This window comes from Paraconexibacter sp. AEG42_29, assembly GCF_040581415.1.
In the GTDB taxonomy this organism is placed as follows: domain Bacteria; phylum Actinomycetota; class Thermoleophilia; order Solirubrobacterales; family Solirubrobacteraceae; genus Paraconexibacter.
In genome coordinates this window covers 697,343-718,076 of the sequence record NZ_CP114014.1, presented here as the reverse complement: position 1 = coordinate 718,076, position 20,734 = coordinate 697,343, and the positions used below count along the sequence as shown (strand labels likewise).

Annotated in this window: 20 protein-coding genes; 16 read left to right on the top strand and 4 right to left on the bottom strand. The window is 69.9% G+C overall.

Annotated features, from left to right (window positions below; all coding sequences use genetic code 11):
• Window positions 1-13: 13 nt before the first annotated feature.
• The 16 genes from DSM112329_RS03420 to DSM112329_RS03345 all read left to right on the top strand — a co-directional run bounded on the left by DSM112329_RS03420 (window position 14) and on the right by DSM112329_RS03345 (window position 16,943).
• On the top strand, window positions 14-751 hold the full coding sequence (locus DSM112329_RS03420; RefSeq protein ID WP_354700408.1) for a hypothetical protein: 738 nt from the start codon (window positions 14-16) through the stop codon (window positions 749-751).
• 82 nt (window positions 752-833) lie between these two features.
• The gene (gene ndhC / locus DSM112329_RS03415; protein WP_354700407.1) at window positions 834-1,193 is read left to right on the top strand and encodes an NADH-quinone oxidoreductase subunit A; all 360 of its coding nucleotides are present in this window, start codon (window positions 834-836) and stop codon (window positions 1,191-1,193) included.
• Window positions 1,184-1,885, top strand: coding sequence for an NADH-quinone oxidoreductase subunit B family protein (locus tag DSM112329_RS03410; protein ID WP_354700406.1), 702 nt, complete (start codon window positions 1,184-1,186; stop codon window positions 1,883-1,885). Before ndhC ends, DSM112329_RS03410 begins: the two co-directional genes overlap by 10 nt.
• Entirely contained in the window at window positions 1,878-2,396 is a 519-nt protein-coding gene (locus tag DSM112329_RS03405) for an NADH-quinone oxidoreductase subunit C (RefSeq protein WP_354700405.1), read from the top strand. Before DSM112329_RS03410 ends, DSM112329_RS03405 begins: the two co-directional genes overlap by 8 nt.
• Window positions 2,397-3,665, top strand: coding sequence for an NADH dehydrogenase (quinone) subunit D (gene nuoD, locus DSM112329_RS03400; RefSeq protein WP_354700404.1), 1,269 nt, complete (start codon window positions 2,397-2,399; stop codon window positions 3,663-3,665).
• Window positions 3,666-3,667: 2 nt separating this feature from the next.
• Window positions 3,668-4,324: an NAD(P)H-dependent oxidoreductase subunit E gene (locus DSM112329_RS03395; protein ID WP_354700403.1), complete on the top strand. Its 657-nt coding sequence runs from the start codon at window positions 3,668-3,670 to the stop codon at window positions 4,322-4,324.
• Between the two features lie 28 nt (window positions 4,325-4,352).
• Window positions 4,353-5,660, top strand: a complete 1,308-nt coding sequence (gene nuoF / locus DSM112329_RS03390) for an NADH-quinone oxidoreductase subunit NuoF (RefSeq protein ID WP_354700402.1) — start codon at window positions 4,353-4,355, stop codon at window positions 5,658-5,660.
• A complete protein-coding gene (nuoG, locus tag DSM112329_RS03385; RefSeq protein WP_354700401.1) occupies window positions 5,660-8,137 on the top strand; it encodes an NADH-quinone oxidoreductase subunit NuoG in 2,478 nt (825 codons plus the stop codon). The genes nuoF and nuoG overlap by 1 nt, the downstream gene beginning before the upstream one ends.
• Window positions 8,134-9,162 (top strand): NADH-quinone oxidoreductase subunit NuoH, encoded by a 1,029-nt coding sequence (gene nuoH / locus DSM112329_RS03380; protein ID WP_354700400.1) that lies wholly within the window; start codon window positions 8,134-8,136, stop codon window positions 9,160-9,162. Before nuoG ends, nuoH begins: the two co-directional genes overlap by 4 nt.
• Before the next feature lie 104 nt (window positions 9,163-9,266).
• A complete protein-coding gene (nuoI, locus tag DSM112329_RS03375) occupies window positions 9,267-9,707 on the top strand; it encodes an NADH-quinone oxidoreductase subunit NuoI (RefSeq protein WP_354702434.1) in 441 nt (146 codons plus the stop codon).
• Window positions 9,708-9,725: 18 nt separating this feature from the next.
• Window positions 9,726-10,394 (top strand): NADH-quinone oxidoreductase subunit J, encoded by a 669-nt coding sequence (locus tag DSM112329_RS03370; protein WP_354700399.1) that lies wholly within the window; start codon window positions 9,726-9,728, stop codon window positions 10,392-10,394.
• The gene (gene nuoK / locus DSM112329_RS03365; protein WP_354700398.1) at window positions 10,391-10,690 is read left to right on the top strand and encodes an NADH-quinone oxidoreductase subunit NuoK; all 300 of its coding nucleotides are present in this window, start codon (window positions 10,391-10,393) and stop codon (window positions 10,688-10,690) included. Before DSM112329_RS03370 ends, nuoK begins: the two co-directional genes overlap by 4 nt.
• 6 nt (window positions 10,691-10,696) lie before the next feature.
• Complete coding sequence (nuoL, locus tag DSM112329_RS03360; protein WP_354700397.1) at window positions 10,697-12,700, top strand: NADH-quinone oxidoreductase subunit L; 2,004 nt, start codon at window positions 10,697-10,699, stop codon at window positions 12,698-12,700.
• Complete coding sequence (locus tag DSM112329_RS03355) at window positions 12,697-14,511, top strand: NADH-quinone oxidoreductase subunit M (protein ID WP_354700396.1); 1,815 nt, start codon at window positions 12,697-12,699, stop codon at window positions 14,509-14,511. Before nuoL ends, DSM112329_RS03355 begins: the two co-directional genes overlap by 4 nt.
• Window positions 14,511-16,082, top strand: a complete 1,572-nt coding sequence (locus DSM112329_RS03350) for an NADH-quinone oxidoreductase subunit N (RefSeq protein ID WP_354700395.1) — start codon at window positions 14,511-14,513, stop codon at window positions 16,080-16,082. The genes DSM112329_RS03355 and DSM112329_RS03350 overlap by 1 nt, the downstream gene beginning before the upstream one ends.
• A gap of 399 nt (window positions 16,083-16,481) precedes the next feature.
• On the top strand, window positions 16,482-16,943 hold the full coding sequence (locus DSM112329_RS03345) for an Rrf2 family transcriptional regulator (RefSeq protein ID WP_354700394.1): 462 nt from the start codon (window positions 16,482-16,484) through the stop codon (window positions 16,941-16,943).
• Between the two features lie 13 nt (window positions 16,944-16,956).
• Here the strand turns inward: DSM112329_RS03345 and DSM112329_RS03340 are convergent, their stop codons facing one another.
• From DSM112329_RS03340 to DSM112329_RS03325, 4 genes are read right to left on the bottom strand one after another with little or no spacing between them, the layout of a single operon-like run.
• Entirely contained in the window at window positions 16,957-17,946 is a 990-nt protein-coding gene (locus tag DSM112329_RS03340) for a TOBE-like domain-containing protein (protein WP_354700393.1), read from the bottom strand.
• A 4-nt stretch (window positions 17,947-17,950) separates the two neighbouring features.
• On the bottom strand, window positions 17,951-18,757 hold the full coding sequence (cysW, locus tag DSM112329_RS03335; RefSeq protein ID WP_354700392.1) for a sulfate ABC transporter permease subunit CysW: 807 nt from the start codon (window positions 18,755-18,757) through the stop codon (window positions 17,951-17,953).
• Window positions 18,750-19,640, bottom strand: coding sequence for a sulfate ABC transporter permease subunit CysT (gene cysT / locus DSM112329_RS03330; protein WP_354700391.1), 891 nt, complete (start codon window positions 19,638-19,640; stop codon window positions 18,750-18,752). The genes cysW and cysT overlap by 8 nt, the downstream gene beginning before the upstream one ends.
• Window positions 19,641-20,672 carry a sulfate ABC transporter substrate-binding protein gene (locus tag DSM112329_RS03325; protein WP_354700390.1) on the bottom strand — a complete coding sequence of 344 codons (1,032 nt, stop codon included), beginning with the start codon at window positions 20,670-20,672 and terminating at the stop codon, window positions 19,641-19,643.
• Between the last annotated feature and the right edge of the window lie 62 nt (window positions 20,673-20,734).

Sequence of the window (20,734 nt, the reverse complement as noted above, 5' to 3'; positions counted from 1 at the left end):
ACAGAGGGACGCGATGCGCAGGGCAGCACTGATGGGGACGATCGGGACAGCGGGCATCACGGTGGCGGCCGGGGCCGGCGCCCTGCCCGCACGCGCCCAGGACACCGCCGGCGTGCCCGTCCTGGAGGCGACCGCGGACGGGAACGCCTTCGGGAACCTCGGCTTCACGCCGGCGACGGCCGACGTCGTGATCGGGCAGACGATCCACTGGCGGAACACGAACCGGATCGCCCCGCACACCGTCACCGAGCCGCACGGGCTCTTCGATCTGACCGGCAACGCCGTCGGCGGGACGGCCTCCAGCCCGGCCGGCTTCGGGCCGGGCAGCACGGTCGAGCTGACCGCGTTCGCCGGCACCACGACCTACATCTGCCGCGTGCATCCGGGCCGGATGAGCGGGGTCTTCCGGGCACCGGTCGTGACGGCGCTCGGCCCCGGCTACAAGGCCCCGAGGATCCCCGCCAGGACGAAGGCCGGGAAGGCGCGGCGCGCCGAGCTGAAGAAGAACTTCCAGCGCCGGCTGACGCTCACCTGGGCCACGGTCGAGCCGACCGAGGGCCAGGCCTACGACGTCCAGGTCAAGCGCGGCGCGGGACCGTGGAAGCCGCTGCTGACGCGGACCGTCGACACCACCATCACGATCGCCTCGGGCAAGCGCGGGACGACCTCGAAGGTCCGCGCCCGCATGCGCCAGGAGAAGGACGAGAGCAGGGGCACGGGCTGGTCGCCGGAGGTCATGGTCAGGCCCTGACAACGATCGTTCCACGGCGTCCATAGCGCGGTCTGTCACTTAGTAGCAACAAGTTACAAAGACGTGATAGAACCGGTCGGCAATGCTGCGTGGATATCTCCCAGCGATCGTCTTCCTCGTTCTCGGCGGGGCCGTCGGCGTCCTCTTCTCGGTCCTCAACACGCTCGTGGGCGTCAAGAGCAAGCCGATCCAGAGCAAGAACGATCCGTACGAGTGCGGCATCCCGTCGGAGATCCAGTCGCGCTTCCGCTTCGGGATCAGCTTCTACCTGATCGCCATGCTGTTCATCCTGTTCGACATCGAGGTGTTGTTCCTCTACCCCGTCGCGATGAACCTGCGTGAGTACGGGACCTTCGCCCTCATCGAGATCAGCGTGTTCGTCGTACTGCTGTTCGTGGCCTTCATCTACGTCTGGCGGAGAGGAGCCCTCGAATGGAGGTAGTCCGCACCAACCTCGGGCCTGCCCGCGCGGCCGGCTCGCAGGAGAGCTTCCGCATCGAGCAGCGCCGCTCCCGCGACCTGCTCCGCGGCGACCTCACGGACGCCGAGCTCGAGGAGTACGTCCAGTCGAAGATCATCACGACGACGATGGACAAGGCCGTCGCCTGGGCCCGCGGCAACGCGATGTTCCCCGCGACCTTCGGCCTCGCGTGCTGCGCCATCGAGATGATGTCGATCGTCGCTGCCCGCGTCGACGTCGCCCGCTTCGGGTTCGAGGCCTTCCGCGCCTCCCCGCGCCAGGCCGACCTGCTGATCCTCTCCGGCCGCGTCTCGATCAAGATGGCCCCGGTCGTCCGCCGCATCTACGACCAGATGCTCGAGCCGAAGTACTCCATCGCGATGGGCGCGTGCTCGTCCTCGATGGGCGTCTTCAACAACTACGCGATCGTCCCGGCGGACAAGTTCATGCCGGTCGACGTCCACGTCCCCGGCTGTCCGCCGCGGCCCGAGGCGCTGATGCACGGGATCCTCAAGCTGCGCCAGCAGATCCAGCTGGACCCGGCCCTGGGCTGGCGCACGCGCTACGGCGCCGGCGAGACCATCGAGGTCCTGCCCGACGAAGGTGAGCAGCTGCTCGAGGAGGCACGCCAGGAGGACCCGGCCGACGCGCCGGTGGAGGCTCCGCGTGCCTGATCAGACCGGCCTCGAGCTGCTCGCGCAGACCGTCGGCGATGCGGTCCCCGGCAGCGTCCTGGGCACCGTCCACTTCCGCGACCAGGCCACGCTGCTGGCCGCGCCCGGCACGATCCGCGAGGTCCTGCAGGCGCTCAAGGGCGAGGGCTTCGGGCACCTGATGAGCGTGCACGGGGTCGACTACTACCCCGAGGAGCCGCGCCTCGGCGTGATGTACGAGCTGCTCGACCGCACCGCCCTCGATCGCGTGCGCGTGAAGGTGCGCGTCCCGCTCGCGGAGGCCGCGGTCCCGTCCGTCACCCCCGAGTGGCCGACCGCGAACCACCAGGAGCGCGAGGTCTACGACATGTTCGGCGTCGACTTCCCCGGGCACCCGGACCTGCGCCGCATCCTGATGCCCGAGGACTACCTGGGCTTCCCGCAGCGCCGCGACTTCCCCATCGGCGGCGAGCCGGTCCTCTTCACCAAGGACGACGAGAAGGACTACACCGCGCAGGGGGAGTTCCACTAGATGTCGAGCGTCGAGAAGGTCCCGACCAAGAGCGCGTACCGCCAGATGGAGGAGAGCATCGACCTCTCCGCCATGGAGCAGCACCTCCCCGGCGACGGCGCGACCCACGAGCTCCTGACCCTCAACATGGGGCCGCACCACCCCGCGACCCACGGCGTGCTGCGCCTGCTCGTCACGCTCGACGGCGAGATCGTCCGCGACATCAAGCCGGTCATCGGCTACGTCCACACCGGCATCGAGAAGACCGCCGAGCAGAAGGCGTACTGGAAGGTCATCCCCGTCGTCGAGCGGATGGACTACCTGGCCTACTTCTTCAACTCCTACGCCTTCTGCGGCGCCGTGGAGACGCTGACCCAGACCGAGGTCCCCAAGCGGGGCCAGTACCTGCGCGTCATCCACATGGAGCTCAACCGCATCATGAGCCACCTCGTGTGGCTCGGGACGAGCGCCCTGGACCTCGGCGCGATGTCGATGTTCTGGTACTGCTTCCGCGAGCGCGAGGCGATCCTCGACCTGTTCGAGTACTCGACCGGCCAGCGCATGCACACGCGCTACTTCCAGGTCGGCGGCGTCATCGAGGACATCCCGGCCGGCTGGGCCGCGAAGGTCAAGGAGTTCGCCGAGAAGATGCCGACCCGCGTCGACCAGTACGGCGCGCTGCTGAACAAGAACGAGATCCTGCTGCGGCGCCTGCGCGGCGTCTGCCCGCTGGACGAGTCGGTCCTGCTCGAGCTCGGCGTCACCGGCCCCCTGCTGCGCGCCGCCGGCAACCCGTGGGACCTGCGCAAGGCGATGCCGTACTGCTCGTACGAGGACTTCGACTTCAAGATCCCGGTCGGCGTCGACGGCGACAACTACGACCGCTTCGCCGTCCGCATGCAGGAGATGAAGGAGTCCTCCGCGATCATCCTGCAGGCGCTCGAGGGCCTGCCCGAGGGCCCGTTCATCACCGACGACCGCAAGATCTCACTGCCGCCCCGGCACGAGCTCGCGACGTCGATGGAGGCGCTGATCCACCACTTCAAGCTCGTCACCGAGGGCTTCCGGGTCCCCGAGGGCGAGGCGTACTTCCCGATCGAGTCCCCGCGCGGCGAGCTCGGCTGCTTCGTGCGGTCGGACGGCTCCTCGAAGCCCGCGCGCGTGCACATGCGCGACCCCTCGTTCGTCAACCTGCAGGCGACGGCGCCGATGTGCCAGGACGCCTACGTCGCCGACCTCATCGCGACGCTCGCGATGATGGACCCGGTCCTCGGAGGCATCGACCGCTAGCCATGGCGAACATCGGACACCTCACCGGCGAGGGGCTGCAGGCCGTCCCGCGCTACGCCCACGGCTCGCGCGTCCCCGGCTGGGACGACGCCGTCGACCTCACGAAGGACCCGGCCGGCGTGCCGGACCCGGCTCAGGTCAGCGTCCCCGCGGACCTGCGCGCGTCCATCGAGGACTACATGTCGCGCTACCCGGACCACCGCTCTGCGGCGATCCCGGCGCTGCACGCCGCCCAGAAGATCTACGGCTGGTGCTCCCCGGAGGCGATCGAGCAGGTCGCCTGCGTCATGCGCCTCACCCCCGGCTACCTCACCGCGGTCGCCGGCTTCTACGACCAGTTCGACCTGCAGCCGATGGGCCACCGCCCGGTCTACGTCTGCACGAACATCTCCTGCTCGCTGCGCGGCGCCGACGAGCTGCTCGCGTCGCTGCAGGACGAGCTCCACGACTCGCTCGACGTGAACCTGCGCGGCTTCGAGTGCCTCGGCGCCTGCGACATCGCGCCGATGGTCTCGGTCGAGGGCGTCTACGTCGGCCCGGTCGAGTCTCCCGAGGAGATCGCCGAGCTCGCCGCCCAGATCCGCGCCGGCGAGGACCCCCTGCCGGCCAAGCAGCTGCTGAAGCGCGCGTGCCAGGACCCCAACTCGGGCCCTTCCTAGCCCCCCTCCCGCCGGAATCCCCTTCGCCATGACCGACCTGATCCTCTTCAAGAACATCGACGAGCCCGGCCTCGCCACGCTCGACGTCTACCGCGCTCGCGGTGGCTACGGGGACCGGCTGCGCAAGGCCCTGTCGATGCCGCGCGACGGCCTCGTCGAGGAGCTCAAGGCGTCCGGCCTGCGTGGCCGCGGCGGTGCCGGCTTCTCGATGGGCACCAAGGCGTCGTTCATGCCGAAGGGCCAGATGGACAAGTACCTCGTCTGCAACGCGGACGAGTCCGAGCCCGGGACCTTCAAGGACCGCGAGCTGATGCAGAAGTGCCCGCACATGCTGCTCGAGGGCATGATCATCGCGGCCTACGCGGCGGGCGCCACGCGCGCGTTCATCTACATCCGCGGCGAGTACCAGCAGCAGGCGGACATCCTCGAGCGCGCGATCGCCGAGGCGAAGGCGGCCGGCCTGCTGGGCGACCGCATCCTGGGCTTCGACGTGAACCTCGAGCTGTGGCTGCACCGCGGCGCCGGCGCGTACATCTGCGGCGAGGAGACCGCGCTGCTCGACTCGCTCGAGGGCAAGCGCGGCAACCCGCGCCTGAAGCCGCCGTTCCCGGCGAACCAGGGCCTGTACCAGGGCCCCACGCTGATCAACAACGTCGAGACGCTCGCGACGCTGCCGCACATCGTCGAGATGGGCGCGGGCGAGTACGCGAAGATCGGCGTCGAGAACTCGACCGGCACGAAGCTGATCTCGATCTCCGGGCACGTCATGAAGCCCGGCAACTACGAGATCGAGCTCGGCATGTCCTCACGGGACATCATCTACGGCCTGGCCGGCGGCCCCGGCGAGGGCCGCAGCGTGAAGCTGTGGTTCCCGGGCGGCTCGTCCTCCCCGGTCCTCACGGGCGACGACCTCGACATCCCGTACGACTTCAACTCGATGGCGAAGGCGGGCACGATGCTCGGCTCCGGCGCGATCATCGTCGTCGACGACCAGACCTCGGTCGTGGACGTGGCGCTGAAGACCGCGCAGTTCTACCGCCACGAGTCCTGCGGCAAGTGCACGCCCTGCCGCGAGGGCACGAACTGGACCGTGAAGATGCTCGAGCGCATCAAGAGCGGCGAGGCCACCCCGATGGACCTCGACCTCATGGCCAGCGTCTGCGAGAACATCATCGGCAACTGCCTCTGCGTCCTCGGCGACGCGATGGCGATGCCGGTCGGCTCGATGGTCAAGAAGTTCCGCGGCGAGTTCGAGGAGTACATCGAGGCCGCCCGCGAGCGTGCCGAGCGCGAGCTGATCGCCTCCATCACTCCAAGCGTGGAAGTCGCGGCGTAATGCCCCGCCCCGAGCTGAAGGAGATCACGTTCACGATCGACGGTCGTGAGGTGAAGGCTCCGGAGAACATGATCCTCGTCGACGCCGCCAAGCACGGCGACGTCGACATCCCCGTCTTTTGCTACGAGCCCAAGCTCGGCGCGCCCGTCGGCGCCTGCCGCATGTGCCTCGTGGAGATCGAGGGCATCCCGAAGCTGCAGACCGGCTGCTCCACGCCGGTCAAGGACGGCATGGTCGTCCACACCGCGACCGACCGGGTGAAGGAGGCACAGCAGGCCGTCGTCGAGTTCCTGCTGATCAACCACCCGCTCGACTGCCCCGTCTGCGACAAGGGCGGCGAGTGCCCGCTGCAGGACATCTCCTTCGGCTGGGGCGGCGGCAAGACCCGCTTCATCGAGCCCAAGCGCCACTTCCAGAAGCCGCTCGAGCTCAGCCCGCTGATCGCGATCGACCGCGAGCGCTGCATCCTCTGCTACCGCTGCGTGCGCTTCTCGCAGGAGCTCTCCGAGGACTACCAGCTGATCCTCCACGAGCGCGGCGCCGCGACCTTCGTCGGCACGTTCGACGGGCATCCGTACGTCGCCCCGTTCAGCGGCAACATCATCGAGCTGTGCCCGGTCGGCGCGCTCACGTCCCGCCCGTACCGCTTCCGCGCGCGGCCGTGGGACATCGAGGGCTCCGGATCGGTCTGCGCCCTCTGTCCGGGGCAGTGCAACGTCACCTTCACCGTCCGCGACGACCGCGTCCTGCGCGTGCTCGCCCGCGAGAACGAGGGCGTGGACGACGGCTGGCTCTGCGACCGCGGCCGCTTCGCCTACCAGGCGATCCACGTCGACGAGCGCATCACCACGCCGCTCTTCCGCGACGGCGGCGTCCTGCGCCCCGTCTCCTGGGAGCGCGCACTGGACGAGGCCGCCTCGCTGCTCAAGAAGGCCGGCCCCCGCGTCGGCGCCCTGGCCGGCGGCGGGACGACCAACGAGGAGGGCTTCCTCCTGCAGCGCCTCATGCGCGAGGTCATCGGCTCCCAGCACCTCGACGCCTCGGGCGTGAACCCGGACGACCTGTGGACGCTGCTCGACCCCGAGCTTCAGGCCACCGTCCCGGACCTCGAGTTCGCGCACACCGTCCTCGTCCTCGGTACCGAGCCGGTCGACGACATGCCGATCATCGACCTGCGCATCCGCAAGGGCGTGCGCCGCAACCGCGTGAAGCTCGCGGTCGCCACGCCGCGCCCGTCCTCCCTGGACGCGAACGCGGAGCTGTCGCTGCGCTACGCCCCCGGTGGAGAGGGCGCCCTCGTGGCTGCCCTGACGGCGGCGGTCTACGGCGGCGACGTCGTCGCCCCCGCGGAGGCGGCCGGCGCCGACGCCGACGCCGTCCGCGCGCTGGCCGAGCTGCTGCGCACCGGCGGCGGCGACGCCCCGGGTGACGTCGTCATCGTCTGGGGCACCTCGATGCTGCAGACCGACGGCGGCGCGGTGGCCCCCGCGCTGCTGAAGCTGACCGCCGGCCTGAACGTCCGCGGCCGCGAGGGCGCCGGCCTGCTGGCCGTCCCCGCCTCCGCCAACGAGCGCGGCCTGCTGGAGGCCGGCGTCGCCCCGGGCATGGCGCCCGGCTTCGGCGAGGTGCCCGAGGGCGAGGCCTACCACGTCGAGGGCATCGCGGCCGCGCTACGCGCCGGCGACCTCACCGCGCTGTACCTCATGCACGAGGACCCGCTGCGCGACCGGCCCGGCAGCGCCGGCTGGGACCACGCGCTCGAGAAGACCACCGCGGTCATCGCGCACGCGCAGTTCCTCAGCCCCGGCCTCGAGGCGCACGCGAACGTCATCTTCCCGGCGGAGTCCTACGCCGAGAAGGAGGGGACGATCACCCACACCGACGGCCGCGTGCAGCGCCTGCGTCCCGCCATCGGCCGCCAGGGCGAGACCCGGGCGGAGTGGTGGATCCTGGGCGAGCTCGCCAAGCGGCTCGGCTCCGACCTCGGCGTCCTCACCGGCGCCATGGCCTCCAAGCAGCTCTTCGACGCGGTCCCGTTCTACAAGGGCCTGACGCTCGACGCGATCGGCGGCAAGGGCCTGCGCTGGCCCGCCGACCCGGACGCGGTCGCCGCCTACCCCGTGCCGCCCGAGTCGCGCCGCGACTCCGGCTACGAGGCCGTCCCCACGCCGAACGGCCGCCTGCGCCTCGGGACGTTCCGCTCGATCTGGGCGTCGTCCGAGGTCGAGGCGTCCCCCGCGCTCAAGTTCCTCGCGCCGCGCCAGCAGGTCGAGATGGCCCCCGCCGACGCGCGCCGCCTCGGCGTTCGCCACGGCGAGAAGGTCCTCGTCGGCTCAGGCGGCGACGGCACGACCGTCGAGGCGACCGTCACGCTGCGCGACGCCGCCCTCCCGGGCAGCGTCTTCCTGCAGACGGGCATCACGAACAACGCAGCGAACGTCCTGGACGGGCCGCTGGTGGAGATCCGCAAGGCATGATCGACTACCCCGCCGTCGTCCAGTACTACGAGCCGTGGTGGATCCAGATCATCAAGGCGATCGTGATCTTCGCGATCATCCTGCAGCTGCAGCCCATCCTGATCGTCGGTGAGCGCAAGCTCCTGGGCCGCTTCCAGGGCCGCTACGGCCCGAACCGCGTCGGTCCCTACGGCCTCGCGACGCCGCTGGCGGACATCATCAAGCTGGCGACGAAGGAGCAGTTCCGTCCCGACACGTCGATCGGCTGGATGTTCGCCCTGGCGCCGGTCATCTCGGTGCTCACCGCGGTCGGCGCGATCGCGATCATCCCGTTCGGCGACACGCAGGACATCTTCGGCACCGACGTCGGCCTCTACGGCATCGACGTCTCGGTCGGCCCGCTGTTCGTCTTCGCGATGGGCGCCGTGGCCTTCTACGGGATCATGCTCGGCGGCTTCTCGTCCGGCTCGAAGTACTCGTTCCTGGGCGCGATGCGCGCCGCGGCGCAGCTGATCTCCTACGAGGTCGCGCAGGGCCTCGCGCTCGTCGGCGTGATCATGACGTCGCAGACCCTGTCGCTGACGGAGATCGTCCATGCCCAGGAGGGCATGTGGTACTTCATCCCGCAGTTCCTCGGGTTCCTGATCTTCCTGGTGGCCTCGTTCGCGGAGACCAACCGCGCGCCGTTCGACCTGGTCGAGGCCGACGCCGAGATCGTCGGCGGCTACTTCACCGAGTACGGCGGGACGCGCTTCACGTCCTACCTGTTCGCCGAGTACATCAACATGTGCGTGGTCTGCCTGATCATGGTCACGGTGTTCTTCGGCGGGTGGCTGCTGCCCTTCGGGATCAACCCGCCCGGCTGGGTCGACCCGTTCGTCGTCCTCGCCAAGACCTCGGTCTTCCTGATCTTCTTCATCTGGATCCGCGCGACGCTCCCGCGCCTGCGCTACGACCAGCTGATGTCCTTCGGCTGGAAGATCCTGCTGCCCCTGGCCACCCTGAACACCCTCGCGACGGCGGTCATCATCGTCGTGACGGACTGAGGCCTCCCCATATGAGCTGGCACCCCGGAGACGAGCACGTCACCGTCATGAGGCCGCCCGCGCCCGGCGCGGCCGGCGGCACCTACCGCGTGTTCGCAGAGACCATGCGCGGGCTGAAGACCACCTTCTCGCGCGTCGTCGAGGGCGTCCACACGCTGCAGTACCCCGAGCAGAAGACCGCGGTCTACCCGCGCTTCCGCGGGCGTCACCGCCTGCACAAGTTCGAGGACACCGGCCTGGAGAAGTGCGTCGGCTGCTCGCTCTGCGCCGCCGCCTGCCCCGCCGACTGCATCCGCGTCGTCGCCGCCGAGAACACACCGGACACCCGCGTGTCCGCCGGCGAACGCTACGCCGCGGTCTACGAGATCAACCTCTCGCGCTGCATCTTCTGCGGCTACTGCGAGGTCGCGTGCCCGTTCGACGCGATCACGATGGGCAACGACTACGAGATGAGCGACTACCAGCGCTCGGATCTGATCTTCACGAAGGAGATGCTTCTCGCCGAGCCCGTCGAGCGCACGCCGCTGCGCGCTGACGGGGAGTAGCTTTCCCGCCTCACCGTTATGGCCGAAGTCCTCTTCTTCCTCACCGCGATCGGCGCCGTCACCGGCGCCGTCGGCGTCGTCGCCCTGCGGAACCCCTTCTACAGCGTGCTGGCGCTGGTCTCGCACCTGATCAGCCTCGCGCTCCTGTTCCTGCTGCTGCGCGCGGAGTTCGTCGCCGCGGCCCAGGTCATCGTCTACGCAGGCGCCGTCATGGTGCTCTACGTCTTCGTCGTCTCCTACGTCGGCGGCAGCGACGAGCCCATGGCCTCCTCGCTCGGCAAGCCCTTCAAGATCGCCTCGCTCGGCTTCGGCGCCGCGCTGTTCATCGTGCTGACCGCCGCGGTCCTGGGCACCGGGCTGCAGGCCCTGGGGACGCAGGGCGTGCCCTACGAGGCCGGCTTCGGGTCCCCGAAGGAGATCGGCGAGCTGCTGCTGACCGACTTCCTGCTGCCCTTCGAGATCGCCTCCTTCCTGCTGCTGATCGCTGCCGTCGGCGCGGTCACGCTGGCCCGCCGCCGCGGCGGCCTGGAGACCCCGGGCGAGCTGGCCCGTTACACCGCGGTCGACTTCCTGCGCCCCGCCGGCACCGGCACGATGGCCGAGGGCGTCGGTGGCCGTCGCCGCCTGCCCGCCGGCATCGACGAGCGCGACCCGGAGCCCGCCTCCGAGCCCGAGGTCAAGCAGTGAACATCGAGTGGTTCCTCACCGTCAGCGCGCTGATCTTCTGCATCGGCGCCGCGGGCGTCATCACCCGGCGCAACCCGCTGGTGATCCTTCTCTGCCTCGAGCTGATGCTCAACGCGGCCAACCTCGCGCTGATCGCCTTCAGCCGCATGCACGGCAACCACGACGGGCAGGTCTTCGCCGTCATCGTGATGGTCGTCGCCGCCTGCGAGGTGACCGTCGGCCTCGGCGTCATCGTCGCGATGTACCGCCGGCGGGTCCCGATCGACGTCGACGAGCTCCGTGAGCTCCAGGGCTAGGAACTGATGCAGACCACCGCTTGGCTCGTCCTGGGCCTCCCTCTCGCTGGGTCGATCCTGATCGGCCTGCTCCACAAGCAGCTCAAGGGCAAGGCCGCCGGCTACCTCGGCACCGCCGTCCTCGCCGGGGCCTTCCTCTGCACGATCCTCACGCTGATCTCGCTCCAGGACCGGACCGAGGAGGAGCGCCAGGTCGTCTTCGTCGCGTGGGACTACGCGAAGACCGTCGGCGTCGACGCGCAGCTGTCGATCCTGATCGACCCGCTGTCGCTGCTGATGATGGGCGTCGTCACCGGCGTCTCCACGCTGATCCACCTGTACTCGATCGCGTACATGGTCAGCGACAAGGGCTACAACCGGTTCTTCGCGTACCTGAACTTCTTCGTCTTCTCGATGCTGCTGCTGGTCATGGCGGCGAACTTCCTGGTGCTGGTCATCGGCTGGGCGTTCGTCGGCGCGGCCTCCTACCTGCTGATCAGCTTCTGGTACCGCCGCAAGAGCGCGACCGACGCCGGCATCAAGGCGTTCGTCATCAACGTCGTCGGCGACATCGGCCTGGTGCTCGGGACGTACTTCATCTTCAAGCACTCCGGGTCGCTCGACTTCCTCACGACCTTCGAGGGCGCGGAGAAGTCGTTCGGCGAGCACGGCAACAACGACCTCACCGCCGGCTGCCTGCTGCTGCTGGTCGGTGCGTTCGCCAAGTCCGCGCAGATCCCGCTGCACACCTGGCTGCCGGACGCGATGGAGGGCCCGACCCCCGTCTCCTCCCTGATCCACGCGGCGACGATGGTCACCGCCGGCGTGTACCTGATCGCCCGCATGCACCCGCTGTTCGAGCTGGCCCCGACGGCCGCCGACGTCGGTGCCGTGATCGGCGCGGTCACGCTGCTGGTCGCGGGCACGATCGGCCTGGTCGTCACCGACCTCAAGCGGGTCATCGCCTACTCGACGATGTCGCAGATCGGCTACATGGTCATGGGCGTGAGCTCCGGCGCCTACGTCGCCGGCCTCTTCCACCTCATGACCCACGCCTTCTTCAAGGCGCTGCTCTTCATGGCGGCCGGCTCGGTCATCGGCGCAATGGCCGGTCAGCAGAACCTGGACAAGATGGGCGGCTTCCGCAAGGCGATGCCGTTCACGTTCGGCTGCTTCGTCATCGGCGGCCTCGCGCTCGCGGGCATCCCGCCGTTCTCCGGCTTCTTCTCCAAGGACGAGATCCTGCTCGTCATCGGCGAGGAGGGCGGCTGGCACTGGGGCCTCTACGTCGCCGGCTACGTCGGCGCGTTCCTGACCGCCGTCTACACCTGGCGCATGATCTTCCGCGCGTTCTTCGGCGAGGCGTGCCCGGAGGCCAAGGAGCTCGAGGGCGGGCACCTGCACCACGCCGAGGTCCACACGAACCCCGCCAACGGCGAGGTCGAGGACACCGACGTCGGCTTCCCCGGCAGCGAGCACCACATCGCCGAGCGCGCGCCGGAGATGAAGGTCGCCATGGGCGTCCTCGCCGTCCTGGCCACCATCGGCGGCTTCCTGCAGATCCCGAAGGTGACGCACATCCTCGAGGACTTCCTGGAGCCGACGTTCGCGGACTCGCACGTCCACCACGCCACGAGCGACGGCCTGCTGGTCCTGGGCCTCGTCCTCGGAGCTGTCCTCGGCCTCGCGGGCATCGCGGTCGCCTACCGCGTCTGGGTCCAGCAGCCCGGGACGAGCGCCAAGGTGCTCGAGCGCTTCAAGCCGCTCCACACCCTGTTCGTCAACAAGTGGTACTTCGACGAGCTGATCGGCCTGGTCGTCGTCCGGCCCGGCGCCTGGATCGGCCGCGTCGCCCGCAGCTCGTTCGAGCGGATCTTCGTCAACGGCACGCTGGTCGGCGGCAGCACCGGGGTCATCAAGGCCTCCTCGTCCGCCGTCCGCGCCGTCCAGACCGGCCTCCTGCGCTCCTACGCCGCGCTCCTGCTCCTCGGCCTGACCGTCGTCGGCCTCTACTTCCTCCTGAGCGCATGACCATCCACCTGTCCCTCCTGCTCTGGGCCCCGGCCGCGCTCGCGCTGGTCGGCGCGGTCCTCCCGGGCCGCGCGGTCGGGCGTGCCCTCGCCGGCCTCGGCGCGTTCGCCGCGCTCGCCTACGCGATCGCGCTGGTCATCGACTACGAGTCCGGCGGCGGACTGCAGTACGTCACCGACGAGATCTGGATCCGGGAGCTCGGCGTCCACTACAAGCTCGGCGTCGACGGCCTGAACCTGTTCCTCGTCCTGCTGACGACGATCCTCTTCACGGCGACGACGCTGTGGTCCCTCAGCGAGAAGACGCGCGAGCGCGAGGGCCAGTACTGGCTGCACCTCGGCCTCGGCCACTCGTTCGTGCTCGGCGCCCTGATGGCGCAGGACCTCGCGCTGTTCGTCGTCTTCTTCGACCTGATGCTGATCCCGTTCTTCTTCCTGGCCCTGGGCTGGGGCGAGGGCGCCCGCGCCGAGAAGACCGCGGCGATCATCAAGCTCGTCATCTACACGCTGGTCGGCTCGCTGCTGATGCTGACCGCAGCGATCGCCCTCGCGGTGCTGAGCGCCTCGCAGTCGGGCAACGACCTGTCGTTCGCCTTCACCGACCTCACGCAGGTGACGCTGACGAAGGGCTCGCAGGAGTGGATCTTCCTGTGCTTCGCCGCCGCGTTCCTCGTGAAGATGCCCTCGTTCCCGTTCCACGGCTGGATGCCCGACGGCTACAAGGTGCTTCCGCTGCCGGTGCTCGCCGTCTTCTCCGGGATCCTGTCGAAGGTCGCCGCCTACGGCTTCCTGCGGATCGTCATCCCGATCCTGCCCGACGCGGCGGTCCACTTCCAGACGCTGATGCTGCTGATCGCGCTGGCCTCGATCCTCTACGGGTCGGTCATGGCGTTCACGGTGACGAACGCCCGCCTGATCCTGGGCTACTCGTCGCTCGCGCAGCTCGGGTTCATCGTGCTCGGCGCCTTCTCGCTGACCGAGCAGGGCGCGCAGGGCGCGATCCTGCAGTCGGTCAACCACGGGCTCGTCGTCGCCCCGGCCTTCTTCCTGGCCGGTGCCGCCGCCGTGCGCTGCGGCGGCTCCGAGGACATCCGCGACATGGGCGGTATCGCCTTCCGCGCGCCGATCCTCACCACGCTCTTCCTGATCGTCGCGATGGCGAACCTCGCGATCCCGGGCTCGTCCAACTTCGTCGGCGAGTTCCTGATCCTGCTCGGCGTGTTCGACGCCAAGCTCGCCATCGCGTGCATCGCCTTCACGGGCGTCGCGCTGGCCGCGGTCTACACGCTGCGCCTGTTCATCCGCGCGATGCACAACCGCGTCGGTCAGGACGTCGACTCGCGTGACCTCTCGCTCCACGACGCGGTCGTGCTCGTGCCGCTGGTGCTCTGCATCCTCGCGCTGGCGCTCTACCCGCAGCTCGCGCTCGAGAAGGGCGAGGAGACCGTCAAGGGCTCCGTCGCCGCGGCGCGCCTCGTCCAGGACCCGCCGAAGACCCCGCCGCGGACCGCGGGCACGACCCCCGTCCCGGTCACGCCCGGTGGCGGCCAGGGTGTCGTCATCGACCCGGCCACGGGCCAGCCCGTCGACCCGAGCGCAGGCGGCGGCCAGGGTGTCGTCATCGACCCGGCCACGGGCCAGCCCGTCGACCCGAGCGCAGGCGGCGGCCAGCCCGTGCAGATCGACCCGTCCACCGGCCAGCCGGTCGACCCCGCGAACCCGGCCGACCCTGGCGTCGTGATCGACCCGGGCACCGGTGAGCCCGTCGACCCGAACGCCGTGGACCCGAACGCGACCGGAGGCACCCCCTGATGCTCGCCACCGCGCTGAACCTCGCCGCCTCCGCGGGCAAGGTCGACGGCCCGAAAATCGACTGGGCCGGCCTGTCGCCGCTGCTCGCCGTCCTCAGCGGCGTCGTCATCGTCCTCATGACCGGCCTGCTGCGCCCGCGGTTCATCCGCGAGCAGCTGGTGCCCGGCCTGACGCTCGTCACCCTGGGCACGTCCCTCGGCCTCACCATCTGGCAGCTGGACGAGCAGAAGTCGCTCGTCTCAGGCTCCCTGCAGCTCGACGGGCTGTCGACGACGCTGACCGTCGTCTTCCTCGTCGCCGGCATGGCCGCGACGCTGCTGTCCTGGCGGGCGATGGCGCCGCGCGAATCGGCCCACGGCGAGTACTTCGCGATGATGCTGACCAGCATCGCCGGCATGATCGTCCTGGTCTGGGCGCAGGACATGATCTCGCTGTTCCTGGGCCTGGAGCTGCTGTCGATCCCGCTCTACGTGCTGTGCGCGACCGAGATGCGCCGGCCCCGGTCGCTCGAGTCCGGGCTGAAGTACCTGATCGTCGGCTCCGTCGGCTCGGCAACGCTGCTCTACGGCCTGGCGATGCTCTACGGCGCCACCGGCACCACGAACTACGGCGAGATGGCACGTGCCTTCACCGCCGACTCCCTGGCCACCGACTCGCTCGCCCTCGTCGGCATCGCGCTCGTCGTGGTCGGCATGTGCTTCAAGTGCTCCGTCGCCCCGTTCCACCAGTGGACGCCGGACGTCTACGAGGGTGCACCGAGCCCGATCACCGCGTTCATGGCCGTCGCCACGAAGGCCGCCGCGTTCGGCGTCTTCCTGCGGTTCTTCGACGTCGCCCTGGTCGACGCCCAGGCCACCTGGGCACCCGTCCTGGCGGTCCTCGCCACCATCACGATCCTCGTCGGCAACGTCGGCGCCCTCGGGCAGACCTCGCTCAAGCGGATGCTGGCCTACTCGTCCGTCGCCCAGGCCGGCTACATGCTGGCCGGTGTGCTCGTGACGACGCAGCTGGGCATCCGCGCGACGGTCTTCTACCTGGCGGCCTACTTGCTGATGAACCTCGCCGCGTTCGGCGTCATCATCGCCCGCGAGCGCGAGACCGGCCTCGGCGACGACATCTCCGCGGTCTCCGGCATCGGCGCCACGCGCCCGCTGCTCGCGTGGCCGCTCACGATCGCCATGCTGGCCCTGGCCGGCGTGCCCGCGACCGCCGGCTTCATCGGCAAGTTCCAGCTGATCCGCGCGTCGGTCGACGGCGACTACGCCTGGCTCGGCATCGTCATCGTCGTCGGGTCGATGATCTCGCTCGGCTACTACCTGAGGGTCGTCGCCGCGATCTGGACGTCGGACGCCGCGGACGCGAAGCCCGCCGCCGTGGCCGGTCCCCCGCTGCCCGCTCTGGCCGGCGGCTCCCCCGACGCCGAGGTCAGCGGCCCCCCCGCCGGGCCGGCGTGGGAGCTCACGTTCGTCGCGGTGCTGTTCGCCGCGGCCACGGTCGTCTTCGGCGTCGTCCCGCAGCCGCTGTTCGACTTCGTCGAACGCGCCAGCTCGAGCTTCACCGCGCTCTTCTAAGAGGCCGCGGTGGCAGCCGAGCGGTGCGGACGTCCGGGAGCTGCGCTCCCCGGGCCGTGCCCCCGACGCGTGGAGGGTTTGGGGGGTATGCCCCGCCGAATCCTCCGAGGTGGCATTGCCGCCCGGCCGTGCCCCGCGCGCGCGGAGGGTTTGGGGGGCGTGCCCCGCCGGATCCTCCACGGAGTTGTGCGATCCACCACGCGTCCGCCCCGGCCAGCCGCCCGCCCCATGCCCCGCTCGGCGTCAGCGCCGCCGACCACCGACCACCAGGCCCTCGGCGTCAGCGCCACCGACCCCGAATGCCGCCGGTGTCTGCACGACGCGCGCAGAGCAACAGCCCGCGCCACATTCGCAGCGCGGCAGCGCGCGACGCCGCCCCGTGCGGGAGGATGGCGGCCAATGCGCATCTCCGCGAAGGCCGACTACGCCGTCCGGGCCGCGATCCACCTGGCCGCCAACGAGGCGACCGAGCGCCCCACCAAGGGCGAGGCGATCGCGACCACCCAGGGCATCCCGATGAAGTTCCTGGAGAACATCCTCGGCGACCTGCGCCACGCGGGTCTGGTGCGCAGCCAGCGCGGTGCGGACGGGGGCTACTGGCTCAACCGCCCGGCGGCCGAGATCTCGGTGGCGGACATCATCCGCGCGGTCGACGGGCCGCTCGCGTCCGTCCGTGGCCAGCGTCCCGAGGATGTTCCCTACGAGGGCTCGGCCGAGCCGCTGCAGCGCGTCTGGATCGCCGTCCGGCACAACCTGCGGGCCGTGCTGGAGCGCGTCTCGCTCGCCGAACTGGCGGCCGGCGCGCTCCCGGGCGACGTGGTCAAGCTGTCCGAGGACCCCGAGGCCTGGGTCACGCGGTAGCGCCCGGCGGCCGTCAGGCCGCCTTGTCCAACGACACCGCGGGCGCGGCCGGCAGCCCCGTCCCCTGCGCGGACGCCCGGACCCAGACGATGTCCCCCGCCTTCAGCTCCAGCGCCTGCGCCTCGCCGCGGGTGATCTGGGCGACGACCGGCTCGGCGGTCTCCGGGAGCTCGAGCTCGACGCGGACCTCGAACCCGAGGTGCACGACGCGCGTCACCTGCGCCTCCAGCGCGCCCTCGCGCGCCTCGAGCGACAGGTCGAGGTCGTGCGGGCGGACCAGGCCGCCGCTCAGGCGCGCGACCGGGCCCAGGAACGACATCACGAACTCCGAGGTCGGCGCGTCGTAGAGCTCGCGCGGGCTGCCGGTCTGCGCGATGTCGCCGGCGTCCATGACCGCGATCGTGTCGGCGACGTCGAGCGCCTCCTCCTGGTCGTGGGTGACCAGGACCGTCGTGACGTGGACCTCGTCGTGCAGGCGGCGCAGCCACGTCCGCAGCTCGGCCCGGACCTTCGCGTCGAGCGCGCCGAACGGCTCGTCCAGGAGCAGGACCGCCGGCTCGATCGCGAGCGCCCGCGCCAGCGCCATCCGCTGCCGCTGGCCGCCCGAGAGCTGCGACGGGTAGCGCTGCTGGTAGCCGTCGAGGCCGACGACGCGGAGCAGCTCGTCGACCTTCTGCTTGACCTCGGCCTTCGGGCGCTTGCGGATCTTCAGGCCGAACGCGACGTTGTCGCGGACGTTCATGTGCTTGAACGCGGCGTAGTGCTGGAAGACGAAGCCGATGCCGCGCTGCTGCGGTGCGAGCCGCGTGACGTCCTTACCGTCCAGGATCACGCGCCCCGAGTCAGGGACCTCGAGCCCCGCGATCACGCGCAGGAGGGTGGACTTGCCGGACCCTGACGGGCCCAGCAGCGCGGTCAGCGACCCGGACTCGATCTCCAGGTCGATGCCCTTCAGGGCGTGGAAGTCGCCGTAGTGCTTCTGGACGTTCTCGACGGTGATCATGGGCTTACAGGTCCTTCCGGGGGTTGAGCCGCGTCATCGCGAGCAGGGTGACGAGAGCGATGACGGACAGCAGCGCGGAGGCGGCGTACGCCCCCGCCAGGTCGAAGTTGTTGAAGCGCTTCTCGACGAGCAGGGTGAGCGTCTCGGTCTCCCCTGAGATCTTGCCGCTGACGATCGAGACCGCACCGAACTCGCCGATGCAGCGGGCGACCGTCAGGACGACGCCGTAGGCGACGCCCCAGCGGATGGCGGGCAGGGTGATGCGCCAGAACGTCTGCCAGGAGGACGCCCCGAGCGTGGCGGCTGCCTGCTCCTGCTCGTCGCCGATCTCGCGCAGCACGGGGGCGACCTCGCGGGCGACGAACGGCAGCGAGACGAACACCGTCGCCAGGACGATGCCCGGCAGGCTGAAGATGATCGGGAAGCCATGGTCGATGAACCACGGGCCGAACCAACCCGTGCGGCTGTAGACGAGGATGAGCGCGAGGCCGACGACGATCGGGCTGATCGCGAACGGCAGGTCGACGATCGCCTCGAGGATCGCCTTCCCGCGGACGCGGCCGCGGACCAGGACCAGGGCGGTGAGGATGCCGAGCACCGTGTTCAGCGGCACGGCGATCGCGGCCACGGTCAGCGTCAGCGTGAAGGCGGAGATGGCGGCAGGGGTCGTCACCGAGTCCCATACAGGGCCGACCCCGTGCTCGAACGTCCGGTAGAGGACGACGCCGACCGGGATCCCGAGGAGCAGGGCGAGGTAGCCGAGGGCGATGACGCGGAGCGAGATGCGGCTCCAGCGGGATGTCTCAACCATGGTCGCCTCCCCGGCGCTCGAAGATGCGGATGCCGATCAGGACGGCGAGCGAGAGCCCGAGCAGGACGACCGAGACGGCCGCCGCCCGGATCGGGTTGTCGCTCGACTCCTGCAGCTTGAAGATGTAGACGGCGCTGACCTCGGTCTTGAACGGGACGTTGCCGCTGATCAGGACGATCGACCCGAACTCGCCGACCGCGCGGGCGAAGCTGAGCGCGGCGCCCGAGAGGATCGCGGGACGCAGGTTCGGCAGGACGATCCGGCGGAACGTCTGACCGGGCGTGGCGCCGAGCGACGTCGACGCCTCCTCCATCTCGCGGTCGAGCTCGTGCAGCACCGGCTGCACCGAGCGGACGACGAACGGCAGCGTGACGAACATCAGCGCGAGCAGGACCGCCACGCGCGTGTAGGTGACGTCGATGCCGACCGGCGAGTTGCGGCCGTACAGCGCGATCAGCGTCAGGCCGGCGACGATCGTCGGCAGCGCGAACGGCAGGTCGATCAGGGCGTTGACGGCCGCCTTGCCGCGGAACTTGTCGCGGACGAGGACCCACGCCACGAGCGTCCCCATCACCGCGTTGATCGCCGCGGCGATGAGCGACACGACGAGCGTGAACACCAGCGCGTTGACCGCCTGGCGCGAGCTGACGGCGGTCCAGAAGGTGTCCGTCCCGTCCTCGAACGACTTGGCGGTGACGGCTGCCAGCGGCAGCAGGACGATCAGGCTCAGCCAGATCGTGACGACGCCGACCCCCAGGGGGCCGGCGCCGCCCGCCCGCGCACGACGCGCGGAACGGCTCCCTCGCCCGCGCCCGGGCCCCCCGGCGGGCTGCTTCGCCGCGTCCGGGAGCTCAGGCACGTCCTTGACGAGGGAGGTGCTCATCTACTTGTCCGTGGAGACCCCGGCCTCGGCCTCGATCTTGGCGACCGAGCCCTTCTCCGGGTCGAACAGCTCGTCGTTGACCTTCGTCCAGCCGCCCAGGTCCTCGATCGTGAAGAGGCCCGACGGGTCCGGGAACTTGTCCTTGTTGGCGTCCAGGACCGTCTGGTTCACCGGGCGGTAGCCCCAGTCCGCGAACTTCTCCTGTCCGGCGGGCGACAGGACGTAGTCCAGGAACGCCTGCGCCGACGGGTCGGCGTCGAGCGTCTTCGCGATGTCGATGTTGATCTTGATCGTGTCGTCCGGCGTGACGAAGTCGACCTTCTCGCCCTTCTTCTGCGCCGTCGTCGCCTCGTACTCGTAGGACAGCAGCACGTCGCCGGTTCCGGACGTGAAGTTCTGCAGCGCCTCGCGGCCGGACTTGTCCTGCACGACGACCTGGTCCTTGATGAGCTTCTCGACGTACTTCAGGCCGGCCGCGGGGTCCTTGCCGCTGCCCGACGCCTGCCCGTAGGCCGCGAGGATGTTCCACTTCGCCGCGCCCGAGGTGAACGGGTTCGGCGTGAGGACCTTGACGCCCGGCTTCAGCAGGTCGTCCCAGGTCTTGATGTTCTTCGGGTTGCCCTTGCGGACGATGAAGGAGACGAGCGACGTGGTGACGAGGCCCTTGTTCGGCGTCGTGTTCCAGTCCTCCCCGACGAGCTTGGCCTTCACGAGGCGCGTGATGTCGGGCTCGATCGAGAAGGAGACGACGTCCGCCTTCTGCCCGGCCTCGACCGCGCGGCTCTGGTCGCCGGACGCGCCGAAGCTGGTCTTGAAGCCGATGCCCTCGCCGGCCGGGGTCTTCTTGAACGCCGGGATGATCTCGTCGTAGACGACCTGCGGGGTGGAGTAGGCGACCAGGCTCAGGGTCGCCTTGCCCGACGACGCGCTCGCGTTGTCTGCTCCGTCGTTCGTATCCGACGCGCCACCGCAGCCGGCGACCACGAGGGTGGTGGCCAGCAGGGCGGTCAGGGTCGGCAGCGTGCGCTTCACGGGTGAGTCCTCCAAAACAGGTGTTTGTCAGTCGGGATTAGCCAGAATACACATTCCCTACT

Coding starts and splice junctions, on each gene's coding strand:
- nuoF (WP_354700402.1), top strand. CDS start 4,353: ATGACCGACCTGATCCTCTTCAAGAACATCGACGAGCCCGGCCTCGCC.
- nuoD (WP_354700404.1), top strand. CDS start 2,397: ATGTCGAGCGTCGAGAAGGTCCCGACCAAGAGCGCGTACCGCCAGATG.
- DSM112329_RS03345 (WP_354700394.1), top strand. CDS start 16,482: ATGCGCATCTCCGCGAAGGCCGACTACGCCGTCCGGGCCGCGATCCAC.
- nuoG (WP_354700401.1), top strand. CDS start 5,660: ATGCCCCGCCCCGAGCTGAAGGAGATCACGTTCACGATCGACGGTCGT.
- DSM112329_RS03355 (WP_354700396.1), top strand. CDS start 12,697: ATGACCATCCACCTGTCCCTCCTGCTCTGGGCCCCGGCCGCGCTCGCG.
- DSM112329_RS03370 (WP_354700399.1), top strand. CDS start 9,726: ATGGCCGAAGTCCTCTTCTTCCTCACCGCGATCGGCGCCGTCACCGGC.
- cysT (WP_354700391.1), bottom strand. CDS start 19,640: ATGAGCACCTCCCTCGTCAAGGACGTGCCTGAGCTCCCGGACGCGGCG.
- DSM112329_RS03340 (WP_354700393.1), bottom strand. CDS start 17,946: ATGATCACCGTCGAGAACGTCCAGAAGCACTACGGCGACTTCCACGCC.
- cysW (WP_354700392.1), bottom strand. CDS start 18,757: ATGGTTGAGACATCCCGCTGGAGCCGCATCTCGCTCCGCGTCATCGCC.
- nuoL (WP_354700397.1), top strand. CDS start 10,697: ATGCAGACCACCGCTTGGCTCGTCCTGGGCCTCCCTCTCGCTGGGTCG.
- DSM112329_RS03420 (WP_354700408.1), top strand. CDS start 14: ATGCGCAGGGCAGCACTGATGGGGACGATCGGGACAGCGGGCATCACG.
- DSM112329_RS03410 (WP_354700406.1), top strand. CDS start 1,184: ATGGAGGTAGTCCGCACCAACCTCGGGCCTGCCCGCGCGGCCGGCTCG.
- nuoI (WP_354702434.1), top strand. CDS start 9,267: ATGCGCGGGCTGAAGACCACCTTCTCGCGCGTCGTCGAGGGCGTCCAC.
- DSM112329_RS03395 (WP_354700403.1), top strand. CDS start 3,668: ATGGCGAACATCGGACACCTCACCGGCGAGGGGCTGCAGGCCGTCCCG.
- nuoH (WP_354700400.1), top strand. CDS start 8,134: ATGATCGACTACCCCGCCGTCGTCCAGTACTACGAGCCGTGGTGGATC.
- DSM112329_RS03350 (WP_354700395.1), top strand. CDS start 14,511: ATGCTCGCCACCGCGCTGAACCTCGCCGCCTCCGCGGGCAAGGTCGAC.
- ndhC (WP_354700407.1), top strand. CDS start 834: ATGCTGCGTGGATATCTCCCAGCGATCGTCTTCCTCGTTCTCGGCGGG.